The 15,363-nt window shown below is 65.1% G+C and carries 25 protein-coding genes; 23 read left to right on the top strand and 2 right to left on the bottom strand.

Going from position 1 to position 15,363, the window contains the following annotated elements:
* Nucleotides 1-51 precede the first annotated feature (51 nt).
* Nucleotides 52-480, bottom strand: a complete 429-nt coding sequence (locus AB3X07_RS00355; protein WP_369944855.1) for a Dabb family protein — start codon at nucleotides 478-480, stop codon at nucleotides 52-54.
* A 107-nt stretch (nucleotides 481-587) separates the two neighbouring features.
* On the opposite strand from AB3X07_RS00355, the gene AB3X07_RS00360 reads away from it, so the two are divergent.
* The 16 genes from AB3X07_RS00360 to AB3X07_RS00435 all read left to right on the top strand — a co-directional run bounded on the left by AB3X07_RS00360 (nucleotide 588) and on the right by AB3X07_RS00435 (nucleotide 10,656).
* Nucleotides 588-1,070 (top strand): hypothetical protein, encoded by a 483-nt coding sequence (locus tag AB3X07_RS00360; RefSeq protein ID WP_369941715.1) that lies wholly within the window; start codon nucleotides 588-590, stop codon nucleotides 1,068-1,070.
* A gap of 133 nt (nucleotides 1,071-1,203) precedes the next feature.
* Nucleotides 1,204-1,392, top strand: coding sequence for a hypothetical protein (locus AB3X07_RS00365; protein WP_369941716.1), 189 nt, complete (start codon nucleotides 1,204-1,206; stop codon nucleotides 1,390-1,392).
* A gap of 154 nt (nucleotides 1,393-1,546) precedes the next feature.
* Nucleotides 1,547-2,020, top strand: a complete 474-nt coding sequence (locus AB3X07_RS00370) for a YybH family protein (protein ID WP_369941719.1) — start codon at nucleotides 1,547-1,549, stop codon at nucleotides 2,018-2,020.
* Nucleotides 2,021-2,257: 237 nt separating this feature from the next.
* Nucleotides 2,258-3,130 carry a hypothetical protein gene (locus tag AB3X07_RS00375; protein WP_369941721.1) on the top strand — a complete coding sequence of 291 codons (873 nt, stop codon included), beginning with the start codon at nucleotides 2,258-2,260 and terminating at the stop codon, nucleotides 3,128-3,130.
* 168 nt (nucleotides 3,131-3,298) lie between these two features.
* Nucleotides 3,299-3,784: a hypothetical protein gene (locus AB3X07_RS00380; protein WP_369941723.1), complete on the top strand. Its 486-nt coding sequence runs from the start codon at nucleotides 3,299-3,301 to the stop codon at nucleotides 3,782-3,784.
* 38 nt (nucleotides 3,785-3,822) lie between these two features.
* Nucleotides 3,823-4,272 (top strand): hypothetical protein, encoded by a 450-nt coding sequence (locus AB3X07_RS00385; protein WP_369941724.1) that lies wholly within the window; start codon nucleotides 3,823-3,825, stop codon nucleotides 4,270-4,272.
* 209 nt (nucleotides 4,273-4,481) lie between these two features.
* The gene (locus AB3X07_RS00390) at nucleotides 4,482-4,730 is read left to right on the top strand and encodes a hypothetical protein (RefSeq protein WP_369941726.1); all 249 of its coding nucleotides are present in this window, start codon (nucleotides 4,482-4,484) and stop codon (nucleotides 4,728-4,730) included.
* Nucleotides 4,731-4,771: 41 nt separating this feature from the next.
* Nucleotides 4,772-4,942, top strand: a complete 171-nt coding sequence (locus tag AB3X07_RS00395) for a hypothetical protein (RefSeq protein WP_369941728.1) — start codon at nucleotides 4,772-4,774, stop codon at nucleotides 4,940-4,942.
* A gap of 14 nt (nucleotides 4,943-4,956) precedes the next feature.
* Nucleotides 4,957-5,349 carry a hypothetical protein gene (locus AB3X07_RS00400; RefSeq protein ID WP_369941731.1) on the top strand — a complete coding sequence of 131 codons (393 nt, stop codon included), beginning with the start codon at nucleotides 4,957-4,959 and terminating at the stop codon, nucleotides 5,347-5,349.
* 117 nt (nucleotides 5,350-5,466) lie between these two features.
* Nucleotides 5,467-6,684, top strand: coding sequence for a S1 family peptidase (locus AB3X07_RS00405; RefSeq protein ID WP_369941732.1), 1,218 nt, complete (start codon nucleotides 5,467-5,469; stop codon nucleotides 6,682-6,684).
* 479 nt (nucleotides 6,685-7,163) lie between these two features.
* Complete coding sequence (locus AB3X07_RS00410) at nucleotides 7,164-7,379, top strand: hypothetical protein (RefSeq protein WP_369941734.1); 216 nt, start codon at nucleotides 7,164-7,166, stop codon at nucleotides 7,377-7,379.
* Nucleotides 7,380-7,430: 51 nt separating this feature from the next.
* Nucleotides 7,431-7,823, top strand: coding sequence for a hypothetical protein (locus AB3X07_RS00415; protein WP_369941736.1), 393 nt, complete (start codon nucleotides 7,431-7,433; stop codon nucleotides 7,821-7,823).
* A gap of 256 nt (nucleotides 7,824-8,079) precedes the next feature.
* The gene (locus AB3X07_RS00420) at nucleotides 8,080-8,598 is read left to right on the top strand and encodes a YegJ family protein (protein WP_369941738.1); all 519 of its coding nucleotides are present in this window, start codon (nucleotides 8,080-8,082) and stop codon (nucleotides 8,596-8,598) included.
* Nucleotides 8,599-8,717: 119 nt separating this feature from the next.
* Nucleotides 8,718-9,407 (top strand): hypothetical protein, encoded by a 690-nt coding sequence (locus tag AB3X07_RS00425; protein ID WP_369941739.1) that lies wholly within the window; start codon nucleotides 8,718-8,720, stop codon nucleotides 9,405-9,407.
* Nucleotides 9,408-9,479: 72 nt separating this feature from the next.
* Nucleotides 9,480-10,067 (top strand): hypothetical protein, encoded by a 588-nt coding sequence (locus AB3X07_RS00430; protein WP_369941741.1) that lies wholly within the window; start codon nucleotides 9,480-9,482, stop codon nucleotides 10,065-10,067.
* Between the two features lie 334 nt (nucleotides 10,068-10,401).
* A complete protein-coding gene (locus tag AB3X07_RS00435) occupies nucleotides 10,402-10,656 on the top strand; it encodes a hypothetical protein (protein ID WP_369941743.1) in 255 nt (84 codons plus the stop codon).
* A 98-nt stretch (nucleotides 10,657-10,754) separates the two neighbouring features.
* Here the strand turns inward: AB3X07_RS00435 and AB3X07_RS00440 are convergent, their stop codons facing one another.
* A complete protein-coding gene (locus AB3X07_RS00440; protein WP_369941745.1) occupies nucleotides 10,755-11,438 on the bottom strand; it encodes a hypothetical protein in 684 nt (227 codons plus the stop codon).
* A gap of 210 nt (nucleotides 11,439-11,648) precedes the next feature.
* On the opposite strand from AB3X07_RS00440, the gene AB3X07_RS00445 reads away from it, so the two are divergent.
* From AB3X07_RS00445 to AB3X07_RS00475, 7 genes are all read left to right on the top strand, one after another.
* Nucleotides 11,649-12,059 (top strand): hypothetical protein, encoded by a 411-nt coding sequence (locus AB3X07_RS00445; RefSeq protein ID WP_369941747.1) that lies wholly within the window; start codon nucleotides 11,649-11,651, stop codon nucleotides 12,057-12,059.
* A 75-nt stretch (nucleotides 12,060-12,134) separates the two neighbouring features.
* A complete protein-coding gene (locus AB3X07_RS00450) occupies nucleotides 12,135-12,671 on the top strand; it encodes a DUF4303 domain-containing protein (RefSeq protein WP_369941749.1) in 537 nt (178 codons plus the stop codon).
* Complete coding sequence (locus AB3X07_RS00455) at nucleotides 12,668-13,123, top strand: hypothetical protein (RefSeq protein ID WP_369941751.1); 456 nt, start codon at nucleotides 12,668-12,670, stop codon at nucleotides 13,121-13,123. The genes AB3X07_RS00450 and AB3X07_RS00455 overlap by 4 nt, the downstream gene beginning before the upstream one ends.
* Nucleotides 13,120-13,515, top strand: a complete 396-nt coding sequence (locus AB3X07_RS00460) for a VOC family protein (RefSeq protein WP_369941753.1) — start codon at nucleotides 13,120-13,122, stop codon at nucleotides 13,513-13,515. Before AB3X07_RS00455 ends, AB3X07_RS00460 begins: the two co-directional genes overlap by 4 nt.
* A 196-nt stretch (nucleotides 13,516-13,711) precedes the next feature.
* The gene (locus AB3X07_RS00465) at nucleotides 13,712-14,245 is read left to right on the top strand and encodes a hypothetical protein (protein WP_369941755.1); all 534 of its coding nucleotides are present in this window, start codon (nucleotides 13,712-13,714) and stop codon (nucleotides 14,243-14,245) included.
* A 133-nt stretch (nucleotides 14,246-14,378) separates the two neighbouring features.
* Complete coding sequence (locus AB3X07_RS00470; RefSeq protein ID WP_369941757.1) at nucleotides 14,379-14,783, top strand: Na+:solute symporter; 405 nt, start codon at nucleotides 14,379-14,381, stop codon at nucleotides 14,781-14,783.
* 133 nt (nucleotides 14,784-14,916) lie between these two features.
* Entirely contained in the window at nucleotides 14,917-15,312 is a 396-nt protein-coding gene (locus AB3X07_RS00475) for a hypothetical protein (protein ID WP_369941759.1), read from the top strand.
* Nucleotides 15,313-15,363 lie beyond the last annotated feature (51 nt).

The following is a 15,363-nucleotide window of genomic DNA, read 5'->3' on the forward strand; positions in this document are numbered from 1 at the left end:
GCAGAACAAATGCCGTAGAAGAGGTACCGGCCCGTTCCAGTCGCAAACGACTTACGCCGCCGCTGCCTTGACGTCATACACGACCACGCGCTGCCACAGGTGCTCGCAATCGGCGACGAATTGCTTGTGAATGGGATGGACCTGATAGGCGTTCTGTCCCGCGACATCGTCGAAGAACAGGAGTTCAGAGGCGCTGTAGCTGCCATCGACGACGCCGCGCTGTTCGGTCTCCGCCGGCACGCCGATGTGGATGCCGCGCACCGTGTCGATGCCGGCCAAGGTCCGCAAGCCGGCGAGCAGCTTGGCAAGATCCTCCTGGGAACTCGGATTCTTCAGCCAGAAGAACACGTGGTGGACGATCGGCGGGAACGATGCCTTGTTGGCAGGCGCGGGCGTGGCCGCGCGGGAGCCAGTGGCAGCAACGCCGGCAGCCAAGGCGGTGGCGGCAACGATGAGGTCTCGGCGTGTGCGATCGGTCATGATCAAGCCCTTTGTTCCAGTCTGCGGCCTGCAGTATAGGACGGTACTACCGTCACGGACCTGGTTGGGAATCAAACCCGACCCCACTTCCCGGCAAAGGAGCACAAATGAGAGATCCGGCAAGAATCGATGAAGTGCTCGCCGCGTTGAAGGAGGTCTGGGAGCGCGACCCGGACCTACGTCTCGGCCAGTTGATGATGAACGCCGTAAAGCCCGAGTCGCCTTGCCGCGAAATGTTCTACATCGAGGACGACGTGCTGTTGCAAGGCCTGCTGAACTACGCCCGGCGACGCGGCATTGGGTCGGCGCGCGGCTGCGATGACCTGATTGTCTTGCGCCGCGCGGTCTGCGAGGTGCTGCATTACATATGGGATCCCATCGGCGTTGCCGGGAGTCCGAGCGCGCGCGATGAGTACGACGGCTATGTCGAGCCGATCTGCAGTCTGCTGTGGAGGGGCACAGATCGTGCCACGCTGGTTCGCCATCTTCTCCAGATCAGCGAGCAACAGATGGGCATTCCACACAGGCGCGAGGAGGCCGAGCGGGCAGCCGACAGGCTTCTGCAATGGCGTGAGATCGCTGCGCGCTGAAGTGGGGCACTCTGGCCGCGGACCAGGTCTGCCGCGCCGGCTTGACGCAGTCCTCCGAACCAAGTGGCAGAGCGGTGCCTTTCCGTCAGCGTGTTCGCAGCGGCGATCAGGGCGAATGCGACGGTGCGTGGTGATGTTCGGCCTGTCTCGCGGCAAGGCACCAAGCTGGCACCCGGACGACCTCGCGATTCTGGTGCGGTTCTGGCCAAGTGCGGATCGCGCGCTTGCGCCATCCTCTGTTCGAGCCGGAACGGGCGCCGGCAAGGACGGCGTTGGTCCCACCTCAGGAGAAGTCGATCTGACCGTTGCCGTCTATTCTTGACGCCGCGCAGCCACTGGCCGAGGATCGTCGTGCCACCCTCGGCGACTCACGGTGTCAGCGATCCCCACCGCGAATGCGGCTTGCATGTCGGGCAACCGTTCCGCCACATACCAGCGTTCTGTTACTACCAACGGCCTCAAAAGGACTGAGATACATGAGCCGCTCGATCATTGCCCTCCTGGCATTCGGCCTCCTACTGACCACATTGCGATTGCGTGGGCAGGACTTCAAAGAAGAAGCCAAGCCAGCCGAGCTCTCCACCATCGCTTTGCCGCCCGAGCTCGATCGGGTGCTACGGGACTACGAACGCGCATGGCGCAAGGGCGACGCGGGTGCCCTGGCTGCATTGTTCGCAGAAGATGGATTTGTGCTGCAAAGCGGGCATCCTCCCATCCGAGGTCGGGCGGCCATTCAAGCAGCGTACGAAGGTAGCAGCGGCGGTCCGCTACGCCTGCGCGCGCTCGGCTTTTCCGCGGAGGATCATCTCGGCTACATCATCGGTGCGTACGGCTACGGGGAGGCACCTGGAGACATAGGTAAGTTCACCCTTACCCTGCATCGTGCACCAGGCAAGCCATGGTTGATCTTCTCGGATATGGACAATCTCAATACTTCGGTCAAGCGGTAGCCGGCTTCATGGTGCGAGGTTGACAAGAAAGAGTTGCGTGATTGACTCGGGCAAGCAGGGGAGACGCAGCGTACTTTTAGACATGCACTCTAGCCTTCGTTCTTGATCTGCACTTCCAGGGGCAATCGCGAGCGCGCAGCTTGCACCTGACATGCAGCCTTGTCCTCGCTTTGCCGTAGTCTTCACGCTTGGTCGCAGATAGCGGCTCACTTCACGCAAAAGGCCAGCTCGAAATCCATGGAAAACCCGTATCAAGTGCCTGGGCACAGCAGCAAAGATGGCTCTCAAGCGGCACGCGGGAAGGACCACACTGCTCTTTCCCTGATCATTGCGGCGCTCTGCGTTCTGCAGTTTCTCGGTGTCTGCATGGTCGTACGCCGCGCTATGGTTGAGTACGGGGTAGCACCGGGCGCGGTGGCCCACAAACTGGTGCTGCCATTTCTACTGGCGCTAGCTGGCGTGCTCCTGGTTTTCCGACGCAGGCTGGCAGCGGTCTTCTTTGCCATGTACCTGGTGATGTATCTGGCCGAATTCGGAACCAGGAAAAGTATCAACGTGCCGACCGTTGTGTTGACGCTCGTGTTCCTTTCGTATGGGCTTTGGCTATGGAAGTCGGGTCTGCTCACTGGTTGGCCCAACATTCCAGTACGGGATGCCGATGTGGTCAATGGCTCCGAGACGGAGGTGCCGGTGCAAAACTTCAGCGCGGACCTGGCGAACCAGGCGCGTGCCTCCACGGCCGCCACCGCTGCGTCATCGTCTCAACGCTGGATGACGATCGCCGCACTGCTTCTCGTGTGTCCTCAGGTGCTGCTAACGGCGATGCTCGCACCGACGCTGTTCGGGCAGTTCCGCGATGGGGACATGGGCGCACTGGCCTACCTGAGCTGGATGTCGCCCAGCATCGCGCTTGCCCTTGGCATGTGGCTGCTTCTGCGTGGCCGCAGGGTCGCCCTGTATGTGTTCGCCTGTGCAGTCGCGCTGCCGGCGTTCGCTTACCTACAGTTGCATTCGCCCGGCTTGGCCCCCGGTCTTTTCATCGCGGGTTGCGCCGGGGTTGTAGGTTCCATCGCGTCCTATGGATCCACGAAGGTCAGTTCGTACTCGTAAGCGGAACCGATCCGTGACGCAATCCGGGCGGATGAGTTCCAGTGTCCTGCAGCACGGCACAGGACTGCCGGAAAGGCGTTTCCTGTTCCTAGAAAAAACAATCTGCCCGAGTTCGGATCAATTCCGGGTCGGATTTTTCAACCGCCAACCTCCGCCTGCAGATCCGCCATGTCCGACGATGTGCTAAGGATCGTTCCCGCAAGTTCAACGCATATCCCTCCTGTAGAGACGCATGAGCCCGCGGTGCGTATGCTTGAAAAGCTGCTTCCCGATGGTGAGATGTGCGAAGCGGACGTGTATGAGAACGTCGAGTTCATAGACTGCGGCGAGAACCTGGAAGCGATCATCTGTCCCGCATGCGGGACTCGCACCAAGCTTCACATCTTCTCTGAGACGGATGCAGGGACTCTGCTCTGGGACGAAATTGCAACCGCTCTGGAAGACGTTCCCGCAGCGAAACTGGAGGTTCAGATGCCGTGTTGCGGCACCACGATGCTGTTCACAGCGCTAGGCTTCGATTGGCCGACGGCGTTCGCTCGATTTGAGCTGAGCATCTACAACCCCAACACTTCAGAGAACCTTCCGCCCGGTCAGGTGGCTCTACTTGAGAATATTTTAGGCTGTGAGTTGAAGCAGGTGCGCGCGCACTACTGAAGTTCGCGCCAGGAGTAAACACGCATCCAGGAACACAGATGATTCCTTTCGTCTTCTTGCTACAGTCTGCAGCGCACCCCGCGCCGCCACCGCCACCACAGTCTCAGACCATTTGTACGAAGACGTTCGACGAGTACAGGCCTCTGTCGTTGGATCGCGCCTACGCGGTCATCGGCAAGGTGCCTGGGAGTGAAGCTCTTTACTCAGGTGTGCTGTCTTTGCGATTTTCGCAAGGTCGCTACGTCATGACGAGGCGTGTCGACGGGAAGGCAGTTCCAGGCGAGGCCTGGGCAGTGCTATGTGGGCCAGACAAGGTCCCGCTGCTGCAAGTGCGCTATGAGACCAGGCCGATCGCTACGCAGTTCTATTGCACCATCAGCGTCAACTACGACAACGACACGTTGGGCAACTGCGGCCCGGCCTCAAAGGCACATCAATCCATCGTCGGACTGGAGGCGTGGTATCCCACGTCCGCCGACGAACGCTAGACTGCCGCACGGTGCAGGGCGTGTGCGGCAGACGCAATGCGCGTCCGCGTGGCGATGCGGTTTGCCCGGCACTGCAGTCGATGGTGGATTTCCTTGCTGATGATCGGCCCGGATGTCGGGAGCATCTCCGTCTGCAAGCCCGCATCCAGACCCAATGCATGAGCAAGGCCGGGCGCAAGACATGTTGCACGTAGGAGAGGTTGGCTCGAATGGTGGAGAGGTACAAGGCGGGTGATGTCTTCTCGATCCCGCTGGGCACGAGCGCGTACGCGCTTTGCCAGGTCGTGTGGGCGCCTCGGGGCGACTACCGCAATGTGTTCGCGTTCTGCGTGCTGGAACGATGCGCACCGGTCCCCGAATATCGCGCAGGGCATGCGCGGCCATTGCCCATGCGCGACGGGGACAAGGAGATCAAGGTGCTGTTCACCGGAACCAAGAAGATCAAGAACGGGCACTGAAGATCATCGGCCACGAGGCGCTTTCCAGCGAAGCCAGGGACTTGCTGACGTTCCATATCGCCGGCGAGTTGCACGAGGGCGACACGTTCATTCGGATGTTGTCGGCGGAAGAGTCTGCCCGCTACCCTGCGATGTCCGTGCTCGGATTCGAGTTGGTACAGCACATCCTGAGCGAAGGACTGGGGTCACGCCTACCGGAGGCGTCGATCTGACGCCGCCTTGTCCGATGCCGCTGGCCGCTGCTGCGCCATACCAGTACGGCTCCGCGGCTCAGCATAGCTTCCTGTCGATGCCGCCCCGCAGCACAGTCGGGGCCTACCTCAAGATCCCAATGCCTACGAACGATACCCTTGCAACAACACTGCAGGCCGTGCACGACGAAGCATCCTTCCTCGCCTTCGCCCGCGCGCTTCTGGCGGATCGCCAGGCCGCCGATGGCGCCGCGGTGACACGGGATGGCGTGCAGGGCGAGTGGGCGAACAACGCGATCGCGTCCTTCTTGGAAGGCGCGATCGCGTGGGCGGAGGACTCGGACTTCGGCGCGCGGCCTGGACCGAAATCCTCGAACCCATGGGCGCGTTTGGCAATGTTCCTGTGGGCGGGCCGCGGTTACGAGTAGCGGCACTACGGCTTCGTCATATGCCGCCTGTCACCGCGCCCGCCTGGACATGGCTTGACCGTCCAAGTCGCCGCTTGCTAAAAACTGCCGCGCGGGGGGGAATCTAGGAGATTGAAGATGAGGACGACTTCAAAATTTCTAATGGCCGCCTTATTGACCGCGCCCTTCGCGATCGCGGCGCAAACGCCTGGCGTGAAGGCGGGAAGTCTCGAAGCCAGGTCTTACGCGGAAAGCGCCATGCTGTCGGACCAGGAAGCTGCGAGGCGGATCAATCTGCAGCACGCGTCGCAAGGGCAGGTCGCCCATCTGGTCGCACAGTACAAGGATCGCTTGGCTGGCGCATATTGGGAAGACGAGCCCGAACTCAGGTTCGTGATTCGGTTGAAGGGGGATCAGGACGTTCCCGCCGCCAAGGTGACGACGGCGTCTGGAGAGGTTCCTGTCGTCATCAAAACCGGCGCACCCAATACCATCGAGGAGCTTTGGAAGATCGTCAAGGAGCATCGCCAGGAACTGTATAAGACCGTTCCCGGGTTGCAAGGCATCTTCGTGGACGAGCGCACTGGCGAGATCGTGCTTCACGTCCAGTCCGGCAGTGGCGACAAGAATGCCTACTCCAGCGAGATTGCGTCGCTACGCCGCGTTATTCAGGCGCCCGTGCGCATCGACTTCCTTGCCGGCCCAATGCGCCCGGCGGCGTATCTGAGGGGCGGTTCCATCCTGCAGGGATCCAACGGAAACGTCTGTACCGGCGGATTCATGGTCCGGCACAGGGCAACGTCCAAGATCGGCATTGTCACGGCCGGCCACTGTCCGGACGACATGGTGTACTACAACTGGCAGGCGTTCGACAGCGGAAGCCAGATCACCGCGATATTGAAGAAGGAAGGAGAGCTATGGGACGCCAAGCACGATCTTCAGTGGCATAGCTTCCCGTCGGTCGGATACTCGGCCCTTGGGGAAATTTATGGCGCCGGGACCAGTGAAGGGTCGGGTCTGTCCATTCTCTTTGCCGGCACGCCAAGCGTCGGCGGACGGATCTGCCATCGCGGTGTCAACACCGGGAACTCCTGCGGCGTGGTGTCGGCTACGCGGTACGACTTTCCGCCTGGCACATGCAATGGCCAAGATTGCGATGAAGCCTCATTCACCGTCGCCGTCGGCGACAACCTGGCATGCTTTGCCGGCGATAGCGGAGGACCGGTATATTCCGGAAACACCGCGTATGGGATCGTGACGGCGGCGGCTTATGCCGGCGCCAACCCGGGCCAATGCGGGGCCTTGGCATTCATGCCGATCGGAAAGATCGCCGACGCTGGGCTATCGCTCTATTGATATCGGTGGAGACCCGTTCGCTTCTCGCGGATGGCGCCCGTCCGCTGCTTGCCTATGCCATCGCCGTGGAACAGAGGTTCCGGTCGCAGGATCCGCGTCGCACCGGGTCAGAACCAGGACGACTTGTCGGGAAAGCCCACGTATGCGATGTCGGCGGACCACAAATGCTGTCCAGTGAACGAATGCGCGCGGCCGCGCGGGTCATCCGACACCTGACCTTTGGTATGCTCGATACAACAAGCCCTTCAAGTCGACGCCCTTTCTGGGCGTCGCTTGATTGCGGAATCAGGAGCTATATGAAAAGGATCATCGCCATCTCAGCGACAGCCTGCGCCACGGTGCTCGCTGGTGCATTCTTCCTCGGCTACTCGCCTCCCACCTGCGCGTGCAGCGATGCGGTAACCGTGCTGGCCCTAGACGCTGGTTATCAGGGGCTGCCACGGGGGACCCTCCCATCGCCAGCCGATCTCGAGGCGTCCATGAACACGCATATGGTCGGTTCCGCCATCGTGTACGGGGAGTACCCGTACTCCGTGGAGAACCGGTGCACGCAGCGTTCGCCGCAGGACATCGTGTGCACGGTCTACGCCGGCACCTTCATGTTCGTTCCGCACGGCTACAAGGTCACGTATCACGTGCAGAATGGCCGTTTGCAGCATGCGACCGTGGACAGGACCTATGGAGAATGGCCGTAACGGATCGGCCCAGACGGGAAGATCCACGATGCCCCCCGATTCGGACGTGACATGGCCGACGCCGACGTAGTCCTCGCACGAAACTCCGCCGGCCACGCCGGGTACCACGACCGATCGTTCGTCGGTCGCCTCCACGAGGAGGCGATGTGGGACTGGGACGAGTATTGGCTGCTCGAAAAGGCGCTGTACGACCTCGCGGCCGCCGGCGACTTCCGCCGCGAGGTCGCATGGCCGCTGTTTCGCATTTTCAGCTACGGCCTCCTGTTGTTCGGCTGCCACGTCGACCCGAACGATCGGTTCGCGTTCGAGGCGATGTCCGCCGAGCAAGTCCATGAGCTGCGGGATCGGTTCCAGTGCGTATTCGAGGGTTTCTTCGCCGGTGAAATGCCGGCGCAGGACAGCTTCGCCACGCGGAATCCGTTGCTGCTTCGCGCTGGCGGCTGATTGCGCGGTGCGTTGCGGGTGGATCCGGTCCGGTCTCGGTCCACGCGATGCCGCGTGGCGCGACGTTCGCTTGATCCGATCGTCGCCCGCACCATGGTTCCATGCCGCCTGCGAGCCAGCCGTACAGCGCGGCATACTCCTGATGGAGTGCGAACGTCCGGGTGGGACGTGGTGCGCGCCCCGGCGGACGCCATGGACCGCCATCCCTCGACGATCGATTTCCGTTCCACCAATCCACACGACCCAAGGAGCTTTCATGCGTCTCAGCGTTCTCGCCGTCCTGGCTCTCGCGCCCGCCTTCGCCGCCGCGCAGTCGCTGCCGCAGGACCGGGTCACACACGTACGCAACGACGACAGCGAGATGAACCGGGCGATCGCGCAGGCGCAGGCGTCCCTGGACGATTTCCTTGCCCTGGCCCGCGATCCGCCCAGCGGCGCCGACACCTTCAAGCTGAAGGTGAAGTTCTCCGACCCGAACGGCGACGAGCATATGTGGGTGATCCCGTTCCAGCAGAACGCAAAGGACTTCAGCGGCGTGCTGGCCAACGTGCCGGAGACCGTGCGCAATGTGCAGCTCGGGCAGACCGTGCACTTCAAGCGCGCGGACATCACCGATTGGGGCTACCGTCGCGGTGGCAAGCAATACGGCAGCTTTACCGTCTGCGTCCTGTTCAAGCACATGCCGCCGGACGAGGTGGCGGCGTTTCGGTCGTATGGATTCCAGTGCGACCAGGCGCCGGCGCGCACGGCCAAGCCGGTCCGCGGCGCGCGCTGACGCAACGCTGGACCGCCGCCTGGACCTGGTCCAGGCTATTGGCGGATGCATTCGTGCGATGGCAACCGATCCGGTAGGCCCTGCACTCCCGCAGCCCTGCCGGACGAACAGGAGATGACATGGGGTTGGATCTATCGGTCGGCTTTGGCGCGTCCCTCCGGCAAGACGATCCGGAGGCTGCAGACGACCTCGATCAGCTGTTCGCCGGTGTGGCGCGCGTGCTCGCGCGGCATGGGCTGCCGCCGCACGTGGAGCCGTCGGCGTGCGCCACCTGGAGCAGCCAGATGTATGGCTACTCCGGCCTGCGCTACCTGCGCCGCATCGCGGCGCACCTGGACGCCGGCTTGCCGTTGCCGTCGCCGGGCGGTGCGGGCAGCGCGCAGGACCCGGTATTGGAGGCGTACTTCGAGGACGTTCAGGGCAAGCGGCCGGGGCTGGCGCAACGCCTGTTCGGGAAGCGGCCGCGCTTCGCCCGCCGCTTCGATCACCTGATCGTGCATAGCGATGCGGAAGGCTTCTATCTGCCGCAGGACTTCCCGAAGGTGCTGTTCGCCGACGACGAGGAGATTCCGGGTGGGATGCTCGGATCGGTCCCGCGCGTGCTGGCCGAACTGGAGCGGCTGGCCGCCGTGCTCGGCGTGCCCGACGAGCTCCACGCGCAGTCGGAGGCGCTGTGGGAGGCATGCGAAGACCAGGGCGAGGGCGAGGCGCGCTGGGAGCAGTACGGCATCGAGAGCTTCTGCTGCGTGGTGCTGCGCGAGGCTTGCCGTGCCAGCCTGGCCACCGGCGCGGCGGTGGTGTTCCATTAGCGGCGTGCGCTGAAAGCCGCGGGAAAGGCGGGCGGCGCGTAATGCACCAGGGAACAGGTAGGTGCCGGTGCGATGCATCGCGCTGGCGCGGACCGCACCCCGCCGACCGCGGCCCACGACGCGCCCGAACGCCCCACCCGGTACAGCATCATGTTCAAGTTGATAGCGCTTGCGGCATTGGCGGCCACGCAGGGATCGGCGGCGCGCGCCGACGCGCAGCGGCTGGACTTCACCTCCCTCGGGAAGGCCCGCATCGGCATGAGCGAGCAGGCGCTGGCCCATGCGCTGGGTGCTCCGCTGACCCACGTCGCCCCGGAGGCGGAAACGGGTGGCTGCTACTACGCGTCCGGCCACGGACTTCCCGACGCCGTGCGCCTGATGATGCTCGACCATCGCCTGGCGCGCATCGACGTGTCCGCGTCAGGCGTCGAAACCGCCGCGGGCGTGGGCGTCGGAACGGCCGAGGCCGACGTCAAACGCCGCTATGGCGACAAACTGGTCGAGGAACCGCATGCCTACACCGGACCCGCCGGCCACTACCTGACCGTGCAGTCCGCCGACGGCAACGACGGCATCCGCTTCGAGACCGACGGGCAGGCGGTCACCCTGTTCTATGCGGGCACGGCGAAGGCGATTCAGTACATCGAGGGATGCCAGTAGGGGCGATCCCGCCGCACCCCAGGCATACAGTTCCACGCCCTGCGCCGCGCCGGCGGGTGGCGTCGCAGGCCATCGCAGCCGCATCCTCTCGCCCCCACGGGGCGACAACCGAACGGCCCCGGCGCCGCGCCAGGCGCTGCCCGGCGGGACCGGACAGCGCGACTGTTCCCATGCGCGCCGTGTCCCGCAAGCGTCCAATGCCACGCTTCCTCTCGCCAGACCAAGGGTGCCAGCATCCTGCCGCAGGCAAAAACGCATGACCCGTTGACCATCTCCCTACGGCTCGGCGAGCATCGCGCAGGTCCTGAGCGGCCGCATGGGAGCGGATGACGCGATGACCCTGTTTCAGTTCAAGCCGCGCTGGAAAGAAGAACTGGTTTGCATCGGGCCGGGCGGCGAGTTCGTCCTCGACTTTCCCATGGGCGTGCCGACGGTCTATTTTCCCACGCAGCACGCCTGGGCCCAGTGCGCTCCCGACTGGGCGCGCGAGTTGTGGCCGGTGCTCAAGACGGAGTTGGAAGCCTGGTGCGAGGCCGGCAACGCCCAGTTCGTCCTGGATGGGTCGGCCGGTGTCTACCCGGTGGGTTGAGAAGGCGGCATCGCCCTTGGCCGTTGCGGGGTCCGATGCAACACGGCGACCGGGTTCCGAGGTTTCGTCTGCCCCGGGACCCGGACCGCTCCGCGGTCTCAGCGCCGCGCCGCCGGCGCCCGCCGGTACACCCCGCTGAAGCTGACATTGAGCCCGCCGCACTGCAGGTTGTCCGCGACCACCAGCAGATCGCCGAGCAGTTGCAGGCGCACCTTGCAGTCCTCGTCGCGGACCTCGAGCCGATTGCCTTCCGGCAGGTTGCGCGCGGTGACGGCGCCGAGGTGCGGGCCGCCGGGCGCCTGCTCCGGATCGGGGTTGGCGCTGGGCCAGTAGGCATCGCCGTTGACGGTGACGGTGCCGTCGCCGTTGGCGGTCAACTGCAGCTGGTTGTCGCCGTCGTGCCACTGGCCGTGCCAGGCCTCCGACCGCGGCGCGGCCGCGCTCGGCAACGGCTGCACGCTGGACTGCGCGACCCAGCCGGCGCTGCCGCCGACCTTGTTGGGGTAGAACGCGCAGGCGTAGCCGCCGCGGTGCTGTGCCAGCACCAGCACATCGCCCTTGACCACGTAGGCGCGCTGCCGGCACACGGCCTCGCCCTTGCCAGGGCAGCCATTGCTGTCGTCGAGCAGATACAGCCGCGGCACCGCGACCTGGGCCAGCGCGAACCTGGCCGGGGACCGGGCGAATGCACCATTGCGGCAGGTCGCCGCTTCTTCGTCGTTCGGCGCGGCGTGCGCGGCCGCCGACAGCGCCAACAGGGCGAGCAGCCAGGCTCTCTGCATCTCGATCACTCCACAGGTCCGACTCGGTAGTTTGAGCCAATCTGGACGCGCTTGCATCGGTCGACCGGGTGCGCGATGCCGGCCGCGTGCACGTCCTCGCTCCCCCACGTTGTCATTGCGCGTGGCGGCCGCTAATGTGCGGGCGTCGCAGTCCCCGCCAGATCGCTCACGCCCACCGTTCGCGGCGGGGCCAACGCAGGTTTCCGCCCGATGTCCAAGACTGCGCGTCACTTCATCCTCTGGCTGTCGGTCTTGCTCCTGTCGTTCCCGTTGCTGCGCCTCAGCGGGTGGTTCGGGTTGGGCATTCCGGTCGGCCTGGTCCTGTCGATTCTCTACGGACGCGATCTGGCGGCGGAATGCCGCAACGCCCCGTCGTCCAATCGGTTGCTACGGATCGCCTGCCGGGCGCTGGCCGTGCCGCAGGTCCTGTTCGGATTGATGTCCGCTGCCATCGGCATGGCGATCCTCGTGTGGGTTCTCTACAACACCTTCGTCGATCGGCAGCCCCAGTACAGGCCCCACCTGTTGGGGTTCGGCGTTGGCCCGGCGCTGCTGCTGTTCGGGATCGGCTGGATGGCGAGTGCTTTCCGTCGTAGGCCATCGGAATCGGATGACGTCTAGCCTCTCCCACCCGCGCAGAGCGGGCGCCTGGCTGGTGCGGCCCGACCGCAGTGCCAAGCGCTACCATATGTCCTCATGAACGCGTCGCCTCCCAACCAGCAAGCGCGCTCCGCGGCGATCGCGCAGGCGGCGCGCCAGGCGGTGGAGGCGCTGTTCCGGGAGCATGCGCAAGACGTCTCCTACACCGCGCTCATCGCCACCGGGGAAGCCCGTGCGCCGTTCCTGTCGGCCTGGTCGTGGCAGGCGCTGTCGGCGGAAACGCAACGGCAAGGCCTGGACAGCGACGAGGCGCTGAAAGGGTTCTACGCCGATTCGCCTTACGCGCTCTTCGGCGAGGGCTGCTTCGCGGAGGTGCACCGTTACTTCGCGCAGCGTCCGGCGGTGGATCACACGCTGCGCGATGCGGCCTGGGCGGCCGAGTTCGACCTCCGGCCGACGGCGATGGAGGACGCGGTGCGGCAACTGGATGCGCAAGGGCCAGGGGCCGAGCGGGACAGGCGCGTCGTCACGGTCGAGGGGGTGCCGCCCGACCGCGGCAACACCGAACGCGCCCTGCGGCTCACTCCACCGGCGGCGCTGGTGCACTGGCTGGCGAAGGCGGCCGAGCCATGACCTCCACGTCGCCTGCGGCCGCCGACGCCACCTGCCAGCACGCCAGGCAGATCATGGTGCGCCTGCGTCCACGCCTGGACGAGACGCCCGAGCGGATGATGATGGTCCTGGGCGTGATCGAAGTGGAAGCGGAGCACTTTCCGGATCGCGTGTCGTTCGAGGCGGCAGCGCATGTCGAGGACTGCACCGCATGCCAGCAGTGGCGCGAGGACTGGCTGGACGAGGAATTCCCGGAGCGCGTCGCGCATCGCGAACGCTTCAGCAAGTACTGTTGCGTCACAATGTATCGCGCCATCACGCATCCGGACGCCGACGTCCGCTTTTCCTTCGAGATGTTCAGGGGCGAAGACGCATGCTGGCTGATCGATGACAAGTACGCGTTTGCGCATTTTTGCCCCTGGTGCGGGCAGGCGCTGCCGGACCACCCCTTCGAGCCGGAGCCGACCCCATGACCCCATCCGCGCCCATTCATGCGTTGACCGTGATCTACGCCAGCGACATCCGGCGTGTCGCCGACTTCTACAGGCGCACGCTGTCGCTGCAACCGGTGGACCAGGACGAAGCGTTCGTGGTGGTGGGAAACGCGCACTACGAGATCGCGGTGGTGCACACGGCCTGCGCCGCGACGCCCGCTGCCGAGCCGGTCCCGCTCCACATCAGGACCAGGACACCGCTGAAGTGTTCGTTCCTGGTGGAGAGCCTGGAGCATGCCCGCGCCGCCGCCGAGGCGTGCGGCGGCGCGTTCAAGCCGCTCGCCTCGGCGTGGCGCTGGCGCGATCAGCTGCACCTGGATGGGCACGACCCGGAGGGCAACGTGGTACAGATCCGCGCCGTCGTGCCCTGAGGATGCACGCGCGGGGCGGGGCTGCGGAAAGCGGCGGTGTGACCGCGTCACCGCCCGCAGCGTTCCCGGCTTGCATCCCGTCACGCGGCCGCTAGGCTTTTCCCGATTCCCGATTCCCGATTCCCGATTCCCGATTCCCGATTCCCGATTCCCGATTCCCGATTCCCGATTCCCGATTCCCGACCCAGGAGCGACGATGGCAGGACTTCTTCTCCCGTTGATGGCCCTGGCGGAGGTGGGGCTGCTGCTGAGCCTCTACGTGAACATCGCGTCCTGGTTCGGTCTCCCGATCCCGGGCCACGAACTGGTGTGGGGCCTGCACCTGGGCATCTTCGTGGTGTGGATTCCCGCGGTGCTGGTGGGCAATCGCGCCACGCAGGGAACGCCCCCGGAGATCTTCTGGAAGACGGTCCTGTCCGGTTGCCCGGCGTGGATGCGGTATGTCAACGGCGTCCTGTTCGCCTACGCGGCCCTCACCTTCCTGTGGTTCATGTTCACCGACGAGTTCCCGCCGCATCGCAGCGCCGGCATGCCCGCTGGCATCGCGACCGGATTCTCCGGACATTGGATGGCCTTCTATGGCGCGGCGTTCGTGATCTTCTACTCGGCCTATCGCAACCCGCGGTTGCTGATTCCGCCGACGTGCCCGGAGGGTCATCCGGTCGCGGCAGGCGACGCGTTCTGTTCCAGGTGCGGCAAGAAGATCCAGGTTCCCGTCGTCAATCGCTAGGGAACGCGGTAGCGGTAGGATGCCCAGGCACCTTTCCGTTCCGTCGAAGCCGATCTGCGATAGCCACGGGCTGCCGACAATTCGACCAAGCCGCTTCCGCTCCGCGGGCGGCCAGCACCAGGCGCAATCCCTCATGCTGATCGATCGCACTCGCGCAAGGCTCTATGGCGTCGCCGCCATCCTCGGGGTCGTGGGGTTGCAGGCATTCAACAGCGCCGCCTGCTACAAGCACGGGATCGGCGAGTTCCTGGCCGCGCTGGGCATGTTCCTGCTGGTGCCATTGCTGCCGCCGCTGATCGCGTTGGCGACGGCCAATCCGTTGCGCGCCGTCGGCGGTTGCCTGCTGTTCGCGCCCTGGCTGGCGTTCGCGTACTACACCGATTGCGTGCGGCCATATGCCGGCGGTGGCGCATCCATGGTCTATGTCGCCGTGCTGCTGTGGGGCACGCCCAGCTCGATCCTGGGCGTCCTCGTGACCGGCCCGATCCTGCGCGTGCTCGGCTTCCCCGTGGCTGGTGGCGCAGCGAAAGCGCGCTAGCCACGAGGTGCGGCATCGCGCATCCGGCGGCGGGCGAGCGCCGCAGCGGTGCAGCGTGTGTCGTGTGCCGCCGCGCGCAGTGGTCATATGACTGCCGTATGCTTGCCCGCCTCTCCGCGTCCCCGGATCCCCAATGTCGTTGCGCCTCCCGTTGCTGCTCGTCTGCCTGTCGTCCGGCGCGGCGCCGTTGGCGCAGGCGCAGACACACTGTCTGCCCCAAGGTCCGATCAAGATCACGCTGTCGGGCAAGCTGGAGCGTCCGCCCCAGGCGCCCGCGACACCCGGATCCGGCAGCCAGATTCTGGTGTTGCCCAGACCGGTGTGCGTGGCGGCGTCGCCCGCCGGACAGGCACCGCGCCACGAGGCCGTGCGCCGCCTGCGCCTGGAAGTGAGCAAAGACCAGGCCACGCATCTGGAAGAGGAAGGCGCCGGCCAGATCGTGCGCGTCACCGGCACGCTGTCGGAGACGGCGGCCGCGCAAGGCGACGTGCCGCTGTTGCTGACCGTCATCGGCATCGACAGCGACTGAGGGCTCGTCGCGCCGGGGCGGTTCCTGTTGCGGGCCTGCGCTTGCTGTTTC

Source organism: Xanthomonas sp. DAR 35659 (genome assembly GCF_041242975.1).
In the GTDB taxonomy this organism is placed as follows: domain Bacteria; phylum Pseudomonadota; class Gammaproteobacteria; order Xanthomonadales; family Xanthomonadaceae; genus Xanthomonas_A; species Xanthomonas_A medicagonis.

What these genes read in the sequence shown, in the direction of transcription:
- AB3X07_RS00355 (WP_369944855.1), bottom strand. Translation starts at nt 480, where the DNA reads ATGACCGATCGCACACGCCGAGACCTCATCGTTGCCGCCACCGCCTTG.
- AB3X07_RS00360 (WP_369941715.1), top strand. Translation starts at nt 588, where the DNA reads ATGAGAGATCCGGCAAGAATCGATGAAGTGCTCGCCGCGTTGAAGGAG.
- AB3X07_RS00365 (WP_369941716.1), top strand. Translation starts at nt 1,204, where the DNA reads ATGTTCGGCCTGTCTCGCGGCAAGGCACCAAGCTGGCACCCGGACGAC.
- AB3X07_RS00370 (WP_369941719.1), top strand. Translation starts at nt 1,547, where the DNA reads ATGAGCCGCTCGATCATTGCCCTCCTGGCATTCGGCCTCCTACTGACC.
- AB3X07_RS00375 (WP_369941721.1), top strand. Translation starts at nt 2,258, where the DNA reads ATGGAAAACCCGTATCAAGTGCCTGGGCACAGCAGCAAAGATGGCTCT.
- AB3X07_RS00380 (WP_369941723.1), top strand. Translation starts at nt 3,299, where the DNA reads ATGTCCGACGATGTGCTAAGGATCGTTCCCGCAAGTTCAACGCATATC.
- AB3X07_RS00385 (WP_369941724.1), top strand. Translation starts at nt 3,823, where the DNA reads ATGATTCCTTTCGTCTTCTTGCTACAGTCTGCAGCGCACCCCGCGCCG.
- AB3X07_RS00390 (WP_369941726.1), top strand. Translation starts at nt 4,482, where the DNA reads ATGGTGGAGAGGTACAAGGCGGGTGATGTCTTCTCGATCCCGCTGGGC.
- AB3X07_RS00400 (WP_369941731.1), top strand. Translation starts at nt 4,957, where the DNA reads ATGCCGCTGGCCGCTGCTGCGCCATACCAGTACGGCTCCGCGGCTCAG.
- AB3X07_RS00405 (WP_369941732.1), top strand. Translation starts at nt 5,467, where the DNA reads ATGAGGACGACTTCAAAATTTCTAATGGCCGCCTTATTGACCGCGCCC.
- AB3X07_RS00410 (WP_369941734.1), top strand. Translation starts at nt 7,164, where the DNA reads ATGAACACGCATATGGTCGGTTCCGCCATCGTGTACGGGGAGTACCCG.
- AB3X07_RS00415 (WP_369941736.1), top strand. Translation starts at nt 7,431, where the DNA reads ATGGCCGACGCCGACGTAGTCCTCGCACGAAACTCCGCCGGCCACGCC.
- AB3X07_RS00420 (WP_369941738.1), top strand. Translation starts at nt 8,080, where the DNA reads ATGCGTCTCAGCGTTCTCGCCGTCCTGGCTCTCGCGCCCGCCTTCGCC.
- AB3X07_RS00425 (WP_369941739.1), top strand. Translation starts at nt 8,718, where the DNA reads ATGGGGTTGGATCTATCGGTCGGCTTTGGCGCGTCCCTCCGGCAAGAC.
- AB3X07_RS00430 (WP_369941741.1), top strand. Translation starts at nt 9,480, where the DNA reads ATGCATCGCGCTGGCGCGGACCGCACCCCGCCGACCGCGGCCCACGAC.
- AB3X07_RS00435 (WP_369941743.1), top strand. Translation starts at nt 10,402, where the DNA reads ATGACCCTGTTTCAGTTCAAGCCGCGCTGGAAAGAAGAACTGGTTTGC.
- AB3X07_RS00440 (WP_369941745.1), bottom strand. Translation starts at nt 11,438, where the DNA reads ATGCAGAGAGCCTGGCTGCTCGCCCTGTTGGCGCTGTCGGCGGCCGCG.
- AB3X07_RS00445 (WP_369941747.1), top strand. Translation starts at nt 11,649, where the DNA reads ATGTCCAAGACTGCGCGTCACTTCATCCTCTGGCTGTCGGTCTTGCTC.
- AB3X07_RS00450 (WP_369941749.1), top strand. Translation starts at nt 12,135, where the DNA reads ATGAACGCGTCGCCTCCCAACCAGCAAGCGCGCTCCGCGGCGATCGCG.
- AB3X07_RS00455 (WP_369941751.1), top strand. Translation starts at nt 12,668, where the DNA reads ATGACCTCCACGTCGCCTGCGGCCGCCGACGCCACCTGCCAGCACGCC.
- AB3X07_RS00460 (WP_369941753.1), top strand. Translation starts at nt 13,120, where the DNA reads ATGACCCCATCCGCGCCCATTCATGCGTTGACCGTGATCTACGCCAGC.
- AB3X07_RS00465 (WP_369941755.1), top strand. Translation starts at nt 13,712, where the DNA reads ATGGCAGGACTTCTTCTCCCGTTGATGGCCCTGGCGGAGGTGGGGCTG.
- AB3X07_RS00470 (WP_369941757.1), top strand. Translation starts at nt 14,379, where the DNA reads ATGCTGATCGATCGCACTCGCGCAAGGCTCTATGGCGTCGCCGCCATC.
- AB3X07_RS00475 (WP_369941759.1), top strand. Translation starts at nt 14,917, where the DNA reads ATGTCGTTGCGCCTCCCGTTGCTGCTCGTCTGCCTGTCGTCCGGCGCG.